Here is a 10,343-nt window from a genome sequence, read left to right on the forward strand (position 1 = left end):
GCCATGGCGAGGATCGTGATCGAGGGCGCGCACGTCGCGACCCTCGATCCGGCCCGGCGCGAGTTCGTCGGGCATGTGGTTGCTGACGGCAATCGGATTACCGCGGTCGGGCCGGGACCCGCACCGACGTACGACGGGGCTCGGGTGGTGGACGGGACGGGGTGCCTGGTCACACCCGGGTTCGTCAACACGCATCAGCACCTGTACCAGTGGGTGACACGCGGGCTGGCCGTGGACTCCACACTCTTCGGCTGGCTTACGACGCTCTACCCGGTCTGGTCCCGGATCACCGAGGAATCCGTGGACGTCGCTGCGCGGGCGTCGCTCGCCCAACTCGCGCGGACCGGATGCACGACCGCCGCCGATCACCACTACGTCTTCCCGCGCGGAGGTGGCGACCTGCTCGCGGCCGAGATCACCGCGGCGCAGGAGATCGGTCTGCGCTTCCATCCCGCCCGTGGCTCGATGGATCGCGGTCAGAAGGACGGTGGCCTCCCGCCGGACTCGGTCGTCGAGGACCGCGACGAGATCCTCGCCGCGACCGAAGCCGCGATCGACCGCTGGCACGACCCGTCGCCGGACTCGATGCTGCAGCTCGTCGTCGCACCGTGCTCGCCGTTCAGCGTCAGCGGCGAGCTGATGCGCGAGTCGGCCGAGCTCGCGCGACGTCGCGGCGTACACCTGCACACGCATCTCGCGGAGACCATTGACGAGACCGAGTGGTGCCGAGCGACGTACGGCTGCACACCACTCGAGTACGCCGATCAGCTCGGGTGGACCGGCCCCGACGTGTGGTTCGCGCACGGCATCCACTTCGACGACGCCGAGATCAAGCACCTCGGCAGGACCCGCACCGGCGTGGCCCACTGCCCCAGCTCGAACGCCCGCCTCGGCGCCGGCATCGCCCGCACCGCCGACCTCCGCGCCGCCGGTTCCCCCGTCGGCCTCGGCGTCGACGGCACCGCCAGCAACGAGTCCGGCAGCCTCATCGAGGAACTCCGCCACGCCCTCCTCTTCGCCCGAGCCCGCGGCGGCCCCCAAGCCCTAACCGTCCGCGCCGCCCTAGAAATGGCCACCCTGGACGGCGCCCAAATCCTCGGCCGCGCCAACGACCTCGGCTCCCTGGAACCCGGCAAACTCGCAGACCTAGCCGTCTGGAACCTCAACACCCTGGACCACGCCGGCATCCCCGACCCCATCGCCGCCCTGGTCCTAGGCACACCCCCGCCGCTATCGCTCCTCCTGATCAACGGCCGCCCCGTCATAGAACACGACGTACTCCAAACCGCCGACCCGGATGCGCTGGCGAGCGAGGTCGCGCGAGTGCAGGCCCGTCTGACCTCGGACATCCGCTGAAGACCTCGGACAAGCTATTGGCTGTCCGAGGTCCGCGGGGGTTGTCCACAAACTGCCGAATCGGTCGTTCGGGGGTGGTGTGCTCGGTGCATGTTCTCCGGCATGAACAGGAGATTGGCAGTAGTCGCCGCCGCGCGGGGCGGCTGGTTCACCCGAGCCGACGCGCTCGCCGCCGGGTACAGCGCCAGCGGGCTGGAGCACCGGTTGCGCACACGGCAGTGGCGGCGGCTGGCCTACAACTCGTACGTCGAGCCTCGGGGCTGGCCGCCGGAGGAGCCACCGTGGGAGCGCTCGCTGCGTCTGCATCGGTTGAGCGTGCGGATGGCCTACGAGCGCCTGCGTGATGTCGTGGTCAGCCATCAGTCGGCTGCGGTTCTTCATGGCTTGCCGATCTGGGGGATCGACCTTGCGAAGGCGCACTTCACCCGCCCGGTGACGGGTCGTGGGCGAGCAGGACGACACGTGCAGCTGCATCGGTCGCCGGTGGCTGCGGACGAGGTCGTCGAGTGCGCCGGTCTGAGAGTGACGCGGGTCGAGCGGGCGATCGTGGAGACGGTGGGCGGCACATCGTACGAGGTCGGTGTGGTGCTGGCCGACGCGGCGCTACGGCTCGGTCTGACGACACCGGAGCAGCTCGAAGCCGTCGTACGGCGTCATCGGCACTGGTCAGGTACGGCGGCGGCGCGTGCGGCTGTCCTGTTCGCGGACGGGCTGAGCGAGTCGGTCGGTGAGTCACGACTCCGCGTACTGATGGCGAACCACGGTCTGCCCGCGCCGGAGCTACAGGTCGAGATCCGTGACGAGACCGGCCGCCTGATCGGTCGCGTCGACTTCCTGCTCGCCGGGGTCCTGGTGGTGGAGTTCGACGGAGCTCTGAAGTACGACGCCGGCGCAGACGTCGTTCGCGCCGAGAAATGGCGCGAGGACCGTCTCCGCGAGCGCGGCTACGGCATGATCCGCATCGGCTGGTCCGACCTCGACCAACCGCGCCGTACCGCTGACCGACTCTGGCGGGGACTGCGTGGACACCCGTTGCGGACCTCGGACACCCAATAGCTTGTCCGAGGTCCGCAATGGGGGTTCGTGGTCAGTGGTGGAGGAGCTGCCCATCGATCCAGACCGCCTGGACGTCGGCGGGGGTGCCTAGGGTGAAGATTCGGGCTAGGGCTTCTTCGGTGTCCTCCGCGTGGGTGATGGCTATGGACAACGGGGAGCCGTCGGTGGGGCGGAGGAGTTGGGCGTCGAAGCGGTGGCCGATCGAGAGGTGGCCGACGTCGGGAAGGTCGAGGACCTCGGCGCCGGCGGCTGTGGACAGGTAGAGGAGGTGCGCGGCGGTCAGCGGGCGGCCTTGGTCGCCGAGGAGTTGCTGGCAGAAGTACGCCTGCAGGCCCTCCTTGAGCAGGGAGAAGCCGGTGCCGGCGCCGACGTCCGAGCCGAGAGCGACGCGTACGCCGTGCTGGAGGTGCCGGTGCAGCGGGAACAGGCCGCTGCCGAGCGCCGCGTTACTCGTCGGGCAGTGTGCGACCGCGGCTCCGGCGGCGCCGAGCAGCTTGAGTTCCACGTCGGTCGGGTGCACGTTGTGCGCGAGCACGGTACGGCGGTTCACCAAGCCGTGCCGGTCGTACGTCGTCACGTAGTCGCTGCCGCCGAACAGGTCGGCCACGCTCGCGATCTCGGCCTCGTTCTCGTTCACGTGTGAGGTGAACAGTGCGCCGGGGATCGCGTCCATCAGTTCGCGGCAGGTCGCGAGCAGTTCGTCGGTGCACGAGAGCGAGAAGCGGGGAGTCACGGCGTACCGGTTGTGGCCGACGCCGTGCCAGCGGTTCGCGAGCGCGAGCGACTCGGCGTACCCGCGGACCGGTGTGGTGAGCAGTTCGGGCCGGAGCAGGCGGTCACTCAGCACGAGGCCTGACGTGATGCGGAGGCCGACCTTCGACGCGGCGCTGAAGAGCGCGTCGACCGCGTCGGCGTAGTGCGCGCCGAACACGAGCGCCGACGTGGTCCCGGCCGCCGCGAGCCCGCGGACGAACTCGTCGGCCACGCTCGCCGCATAGGACGTGTCGGCCATCCGCGCCTCCTCCGGGAGCGCGTACCGGTCGAGCCACTCGAGCAACGGCAACCCGAGGCCACCGACGGCGCGGATCTGCGGGAAGTGCACGTGCGTGTCGACGAAGCCGGGCAGTACGACGCCGTCCCGCAGGTCCACGACCTGCTCGGCCGGGTGTGCCTGCCGGATCTCCAGGAACGGGCCGCGGGCAACGATGACGCCGTCCTCGACCAGTACTCCGGCGTCGACGGCGACCCGCAGGCCGGCGCCGGCGAACGGGTTCTCCGGGGTGTCGATGAACGTGCCACGGTAAAGAGTCATGCCTTCGCCTCACGATGAGCCGAGGTGGGGCGACGCTCGGCGGTGAACAGTTCGAGCAGCCAGGCAGCGACGCCGACCGCGATGACAGCCGGCTCTTTGCCGGTCACGCTGGGGATCCCGATCGGCGTGGTGATCCGCGCGATCGCCTCCGGGGAGTTGCCGTCCTCGGCGAGCTTGCGCTGGAACCGGGTCCATTTCGCGCTGGACCCGATCAGCCCGATCGTCGCGAGCTTCTCGTTGCGGATCGCGGCGTCGCACAACGCGGCGTCCTCGGCATGGTCGTGGGTCATGATCAGTGCGTGCGTCCCGGGCGGCAGTTCGCCGACGACGAGCTCCGGCAGGACCGGCACGTTGTGGACGTGGACCTGCGCGATCGCGTCGTCGAGCACGGTCAGCCGATCGGCCGTCAGCTGATCCGGCCGCGAGTCGACGAGATGCAGTTCGATGTCGTGCCGCGAGAGGATCCGGGCGAGCTCGAGGCCGACATGCCCGACCCCGAAGATCGCCACCGACGGCACCACCGCCAACGGTTCCAGCAACAACTTCACCTCACCCCCACAACACTGAACCCCATGCTGGTACGGCGCTTTGTCGGACAGCGCGGCCGTCAGCTCCTCGGGGACCGACACACCGTCCGCGATCATCGCCCGGGAACGCTCGACCGCCAGCGCTTCCAGATTGCCGCCGCCGACCGTCGCCCAGACGTTGTCGGAAGCAACAACCATCTTCGCGCCGGCCTCGCGCGGCGCATGCCCGCGCACCGACGTCACGGTGACGAGCACCCCAGGCCGACGCCCGGTCCTCAGCAGCTGGATCGCTTTTACCCACTCCATGACACACCGCCTCGTGCGCGATCGAGCGCCCAGTACACGGCCTCAGGTGTGGCGGGGGACGGGAGATCAACGCTCGTACCCGCCGGGCCGAAGGCCGCCGCGGCCTGTCGCAACGCCTCGCGGACCGAGAACGCCAGCATCAACGGCGGCTCACCGACAGCCTTGGAGCCGTAGACGGCACCTTCCTCGTGAGCCTTCTCCAACAAGTGGACGTTGAAGATCGACGGCATCTCCGAGAAGCTCGGCAGCTTGTACGTGCTCGCGGCCTGTGTCGACAGCCGTCCGCGCCGATCGCCCTGGCTCTCGTCCCACCGCAGATCCTCGAGCGTCAACCAGCCGGCCCCCTGGACGAATCCGCCCTCGATCTGACCGATGTCGATCAGCGGGCTCAGGCTGTCCCCGACGTCGTGGACGATGTCGACCCGGCGCAGCGTGTAGGAACCGGTGAACCCGTCGACCTCGACCTCCGACGCGGCAACGCCGTACGCGAAGTACTTGAAGGGTTCGCCGCGCATCGCGTTCGCGTCCCAGTGGAGTCCTTCGGTCCGGTAGAACCCGGCTGCCCACAGCTGCACGCGCTGCATGTAGGCCATCCCCACGACTTCGTTCCAGGCGAGCCCGTCGCCGGACAACCCGCGCACGATCCCGTCGGCGAACCGGACGTCGGACGGGCTGATCCCGAGCCGCCCGCCGGCGACCTGCGCCAGCCGCTCCCGAATCTGCTCGCAGGCGTTCTTGATCGCGGCGCCGTTCAGATCGGCGCCGGACGACGCGGCAGTCGCCGACGTGTTCGGCACCTTGTCGGTCCGCGTCGGCGCCAGCCGCACCCGCGACAACGGCAGCCCGAGCGTCGTGGCAGCGACCTGCAGCATCTTCGTGTGCAGCCCCTGCCCCATCTCGGTGCCACCGTGGTTGATCAGCACCGACCCGTCCTTGTAGACATGCACCAGCGCGCCGGCCTGGTTGAAGGCCGTCAGGTTGAACGAGATCCCGAACTTCACCGGCGTCATCGCCAGCCCGCGCTTCACATGCGCATGCGCGGCGTTGAACTCGGCAATCTCCGAAGCCCGCGCGTCGACCTCACCAAGAGCAAGCACCTGCGACCAGCAGGACTCCAGCCGGTCCGCGTGCCGCACCGGTTGCCCGTACGGCGTGGAGTCGCCCGGCTGGTAGAAATTGCGCCGGCGCAACTCCAGAGCGTCGTACCCGAGGAGGGGAGCGCAGCGACCGAGGATGTCCTCGATCACCAGCATTCCCTGCGGGCCGCCGAAGCCGCGGAACGCGGTCTGTGAGGTCTTGTTCGTCTTCGCGATCTGGCCTTCGACCCGGATGTGCGGGACCTCGTACGCGTTGTCGATGTGGCACATCGCCCGCGCCAGCACCGGCTCCGACAGGTCGAGACTCCACCCGCCGTCCGCGGTCAGAACAGCGTCCAGCGCCACCAGCTTGCCATCGTTGGAGAAGCCAACGGTCCACGACGAGTGGAACCCGTGCCGCTTGCCCGACATGGTCATGTCCTGCGTCCGGTTCAGCCGCAACCGCACCGGCCGCCCGGTCAGCGTAGCGCCGAGTGCGGCGATCGCGGCGAACCCGTGCGGCTGCATCTCCTTGCCGCCGAACCCACCGCCCATCCGCAGGCACTGCACCGTGACCGAGTGACTGGCCAGCCCGAGCACGTGCGCGACGATCTCCTGCGTCTCGGACGGGTGCTGCGTACTGGACTGCACGAAGATCTGCCCGTACTCGTCCACCAGCGCCAGCGCCGCGTGCGTCTCCAGATAGAAGTGCTCCTGCCCGGCGAACTCGAACTCGCCACTGAACACCTGCGCCGCGCCCGCCAACGCCTCTTCGACGTCGCCCCGCTCCAGGTGCCGCCCGATGCCCTGGAAGCTCTCGGCCTCGATCGCCTCGCGAACAGTCACCAATGACGGCAGCGGCTCGTACTCGACCTCCACCGCCAACGCCCCGAGCCGCGCCGCCTCCAGCGTCTCCCCGAGCACCCAGCACACCGCATGCCCGTTGAACATCACCTCACCCGGGAATAGCGGCTCGTCGTGCTTCACCCCGGCGTCATTCACCCCAGGTACGTCGTCCGCCGTCAACACCCGCACCACACCCGGTACGTCGTACGCCGGCTTCACGCGCAGCGCGGTGACGCGGGCATGCGCGTGCGGTGACTGCACCGGCCACGCGTGCAGGACGTCCCGGGTCCGCATCACCAGATCGTCGGTGTACAAGGCTGCTCCGGTGACATGCAGCGCGGCGCTCTCGTGTGGCAGTGGTACTCCGACCAGCGCGGCAGCCGGCCGTTCCGACAGCGAGCTCATGCGCCCACCCCCTCGAAGTAGAAACGCAGCAACGACTGACCGAGCATCGCCGAGCGGTACGACGAACTCGCGCGGTGATCGTCCATCGGCGTACCCTCCGCGGCCATCACGCCGGCGGCGATCCGTATCGTCTCCTCGGTCCACGGCCGGCCGATCAGGGCCGCCTCGGTCGCGCGGGCCCGCAATGGGGTCGCGGCGACCCCACCGAGTCCGATCCGGGCGTCCCGGACCACACCGTCGACGACCTCGACGGCGTACCCGATCGCGACGCTCGAGATGTCGTCGAAGCGGCGCTTGGCGATCTTGTGGAACGCCGTCATCGGTGCCAATGGCAACGGAATCACGATCGTCCGGATCAGCTCGTCGACCGCCTTCACGGTCTGCCGGTAGCCGGTGAAGTACTCCGCCAGCGGTACGACGCGCTCGCCGCGGCGCGAGGACAGGACCAGCGCGGCGTCGAGCGCGAGCAGCGCCGGCGGGGTGTCGCCGATCGGGGACCCGGTGCCGAGGTTGCCGCCGATCGTCGCGCCGTTCCGGATCAGCCGGGACGCGAACTGCGGGAACAGTTCGGCCAGCAACGGCACCCGGCCGGCCAGGCGGCGCTCGATCTCGCTCAGCGTCAGCGCGGCACCGAGCCGAACCTCGTCCAGCCCGAAGCTGAACTCGCGGAGTTCGGCCAGCCGGTCGATGGCGATCGTCAGCGGCGGGCGGGAACCGAAGATGTTCACCTGCACACCCAGATCGGTCGACCCGGCAACGATCTGCGCCTCCGGTCGCTCGGCCAGCAGATCGAGTACGCCGTCGAGCGACGCGGGCCGGACGAACTCGCCCTCGGCCGAGACCAGTCCGGTCGTTGCCGGAGCCGGAGGCGGCGAGTCCCGGCGTACCGCCAGGGCGTCGTTCTCCGTCGGGTCCTCCAGGGCGTAGGCGGCGTCGCGGATCGGGCGGTAGCCGGTGCAGCGACAGAGGTTGCCGCTGAGCGAATGCAGGTCGAATCCGTTCGGCCCGTGCTCGTGATCGCTCTCGCCGCCTGCCCGCCCGGGGCGGTAGTACTCCGCCGCCATGCTGCAGATGAAGCCCGGCGTACAGAACCCGCACTGGGACCCGCCGCGGACGGCCATCTCCTTCTGGACCGGGTGCAGGTCGGCCGGAGAACCCAGGCCCTCCGAGGTGATGAGTTCCTGGCCGTCCAGCGACGCGATCGGCAGCAGGCACGCGTTCACCGCGGTCCACTCGGTCGGCGCGTCGGTCCCGGGCCGCGCGACGAGCACCGAGCAGGCGCCGCACTCGCCTTCCGCACACCCTTCCTTGGCTCCGGTCAGGCCACGGTCCCGCAGCCAGTCCAGCACGGTGGTGTGCACCGGTACGTCGCCGATCGCGGTGACTTCACCGTTCACGGTCAGGGCAGAGGTACGAAGGGCTTGCGTGGTCATCGGTTGCTGCTCCACCGGGTACGGGCGCTGTGGATCGGGTTGGCGTCGGAGACGAAGTCGTCGAACCGGTAGCCGGCGATCTTCGCGATCTCGAGCAGGGCGGCGGCGTGCTCCTGGTTGTCGCAGTTGCCGAGCCGCTCCCGGCCTTGCTCGACGATCCGTTCGAACGACTCCGCGTCGCGGACCGAGATCACCAGCGGGAAGCCGAACCGCTCGCGGTACGCGTCGGTGATCGTGGTCAGCTCGTCGCGCTCCGGCTCGCCGAGGAACGTGAGGCCCTTGTCGGACTGGTCCCGCAGCGACGCCTCGCCGTTCAGGCCGTCGGCGACGAACTGCGATCCGAGCTGCGGGTACGCCTGGATCAGTTCCAGTTGCTCGTCGCGGGACCCGGAGAACAGGGCCTCCTGGAACGACCGCCGGAGCGCGTGCGTGTCGGCGTACGGGCGCATGTCCCAGGCCCGCTCGACGGCCCAGCGCGGACCCTGGAACAGGCTGCCGAACGTCTCGACGAACTCCTCGCGGGTCATCTTGTTCACCTGGTCCAGCCGGACGGTGTCACCCGGCTGCCCCGCCACCGCCGGGCCGAAGTTCTTGCCGACGTGGTGGAACAGGATGTTCAGGAAGATCGCGGTCAGGCTGCCGAGCGTGATGCCGCTGCCGAAGATGATCTCGGCCCAGTGCGGCACCGCCTGCGAGACCTGCGGCTGCGCGGTCACGTACATCGCCAGGCCGACGCTGGTCGCCACGATCACCACGTTCCGGTGGTCGTGGAAGTCGACCTTGGCGAGCGTCTGGAACCCGACCACGGCCACCGTCGCGAACATCGCCAGCGCCGCGCCACCCAGAACCGGGTGCGGTACGCCGGCCACGATCGCACCGGCCTTCGGGACCAGCCCGATCAGGATCATGATCCCGCCGGCCGCTGCGACCACCCAGCGACTGCGGATCCGGGTCAGCCGGACCAGGCCGACGTTCTCGGCGAAGCAGGTGTACGGGAACGAGTTGAAGACGCCACCGATCGTGGTCGCCAGGCCGTCGGCCCGCAGCGCCCGGGCGATGTCCTCGCGGCCGATCCGCTTCTCGACGATCTCGCCGGTCGCGAACACGTCACCGGTGGTCTCCACCGCGGTGATCAGCATGACCACGACCATCGAGATGATCGCCGCGATCGAGAACTTCGGCCAGCCGAAGTAGAACGGCTGGGTGACGCCGACCCAGGACGCGTCGCTGACCGCGCTGAAGTGCGCGTCGCCGAACGCCCAGGCCACCAGCGTCCCGGCCACCAGCCCGACCAGGACGGCGATCGTCGCCATGAACCCCTTGAAGACGCGCTGGATCAGGACGATCAGCGCCAGCGTGCCGAGTGCGTAGGCCATGTTCTTGCCGCTCGTCGGAGCGGCATCCGGGCCGGCGCCGCCGACCGCGTCCCCGGCCGCGACCGGGAGCAGCGCCAGGCCGATGATCGTGATCACCGAGCCGGTCACGACTGGCGGGAAGAACCGGATCAGTTTGCTGAAGAACGGTGCGATGAAGAACGTGGCCAGACCGGCGACCAGGACGGCGCCGTAGATCACCAGCAGACCGTTGGTCCCGCCGCCGGCCGCGAGACCGATCGCGATCATCGGCGACACCGCGGTGAACGTCACGCCCTGCAGCAGCGGCAGCCGGACGCCGACCTTCCAGAACCCGACGGACTGGATGATCGAGGCGATCCCGCAGGTGAAGAGGTCCGCGTTGATCAGGTGGATGAGCTGCTCGGTGCTGAGCCCGATCGAACCAGCCAGCAGGATCGGTACGATCACCGCCCCGGCGTAGAACGCCAGGACGTGCTGGGTGCCGTAGACGGCCAGCTTGCCGGGCGGCAGCACCTGATCGACAGGATGGCGGCTGGCGCGGCGGGACGGTCGCAGGACTGTCTTCATCGGGACACGCTCCTCGGGTTTGACCTGCCCCGAGCATCGGCTTCCTACGGCCCCGATGGCACCCGATGAACGTCCGAAGATGAACCGCTCATGAACACCGACCT

General features: G+C 69.4%; 7 protein-coding genes. 2 read left to right on the plus strand and 5 right to left on the minus strand.

The genetic code is table 11. The features are described from left to right. Positions 1-3: 3 nt before the first annotated feature. On the plus strand, positions 4-1,356 hold the full coding sequence (locus tag ACWGID_RS17300; protein ID WP_452197577.1) for an 8-oxoguanine deaminase: 1,353 nt from the start codon (positions 4-6) through the stop codon (positions 1,354-1,356). 102 nt (positions 1,357-1,458) lie between these two features. Then, complete coding sequence (locus ACWGID_RS17305; RefSeq protein WP_452197578.1) at positions 1,459-2,412, plus strand: type IV toxin-antitoxin system AbiEi family antitoxin domain-containing protein; 954 nt, start codon at positions 1,459-1,461, stop codon at positions 2,410-2,412. Positions 2,413-2,443: 31 nt separating this feature from the next. Here the strand turns inward: ACWGID_RS17305 and guaD are convergent, their stop codons facing one another. Genes guaD through uraD form a run of 5 tightly spaced genes read right to left on the minus strand, consistent with a single transcriptional unit; the run spans position 2,444 to position 10,239 of the window. Continuing rightward, entirely contained in the window at positions 2,444-3,724 is a 1,281-nt protein-coding gene (gene guaD / locus ACWGID_RS17310) for a guanine deaminase (protein WP_452197580.1), read from the minus strand. Next, complete coding sequence (gene xdhC / locus ACWGID_RS17315; RefSeq protein ID WP_452197582.1) at positions 3,721-4,557, minus strand: xanthine dehydrogenase accessory protein XdhC; 837 nt, start codon at positions 4,555-4,557, stop codon at positions 3,721-3,723. The genes guaD and xdhC overlap by 4 nt, the downstream gene beginning before the upstream one ends. Then, positions 4,545-6,884 (minus strand): xanthine dehydrogenase molybdopterin binding subunit, encoded by a 2,340-nt coding sequence (xdhB, locus tag ACWGID_RS17320; RefSeq protein ID WP_452197584.1) that lies wholly within the window; start codon positions 6,882-6,884, stop codon positions 4,545-4,547. Before xdhB ends, xdhC begins: the two co-directional genes overlap by 13 nt. Continuing rightward, positions 6,881-8,317, minus strand: a complete 1,437-nt coding sequence (locus tag ACWGID_RS17325; RefSeq protein ID WP_452197586.1) for a xanthine dehydrogenase small subunit — start codon at positions 8,315-8,317, stop codon at positions 6,881-6,883. The genes xdhB and ACWGID_RS17325 overlap by 4 nt, the downstream gene beginning before the upstream one ends. After that, the gene (uraD, locus tag ACWGID_RS17330) at positions 8,314-10,239 is read right to left on the minus strand and encodes a 2-oxo-4-hydroxy-4-carboxy-5-ureidoimidazoline decarboxylase (protein ID WP_452197587.1); all 1,926 of its coding nucleotides are present in this window, start codon (positions 10,237-10,239) and stop codon (positions 8,314-8,316) included. The genes ACWGID_RS17325 and uraD overlap by 4 nt, the downstream gene beginning before the upstream one ends. Between the last annotated feature and the right edge of the window lie 104 nt (positions 10,240-10,343).

Source organism: Kribbella sp. NPDC054772 (assembly GCF_053611945.1).

What these genes read in the sequence shown, in the direction of transcription:
- guaD (WP_452197580.1), bottom strand. Translation starts at nt 3,724, where the DNA reads ATGACTCTTTACCGTGGCACGTTCATCGACACCCCGGAGAACCCGTTC.
- xdhB (WP_452197584.1), bottom strand. Translation starts at nt 6,884, where the DNA reads ATGAGCTCGCTGTCGGAACGGCCGGCTGCCGCGCTGGTCGGAGTACCA.
- ACWGID_RS17305 (WP_452197578.1), top strand. Translation starts at nt 1,459, where the DNA reads ATGAACAGGAGATTGGCAGTAGTCGCCGCCGCGCGGGGCGGCTGGTTC.
- xdhC (WP_452197582.1), bottom strand. Translation starts at nt 4,557, where the DNA reads ATGGAGTGGGTAAAAGCGATCCAGCTGCTGAGGACCGGGCGTCGGCCT.
- ACWGID_RS17325 (WP_452197586.1), bottom strand. Translation starts at nt 8,317, where the DNA reads ATGACCACGCAAGCCCTTCGTACCTCTGCCCTGACCGTGAACGGTGAA.
- uraD (WP_452197587.1), bottom strand. Translation starts at nt 10,239, where the DNA reads ATGAAGACAGTCCTGCGACCGTCCCGCCGCGCCAGCCGCCATCCTGTC.
- ACWGID_RS17300 (WP_452197577.1), top strand. Translation starts at nt 4, where the DNA reads ATGGCGAGGATCGTGATCGAGGGCGCGCACGTCGCGACCCTCGATCCG.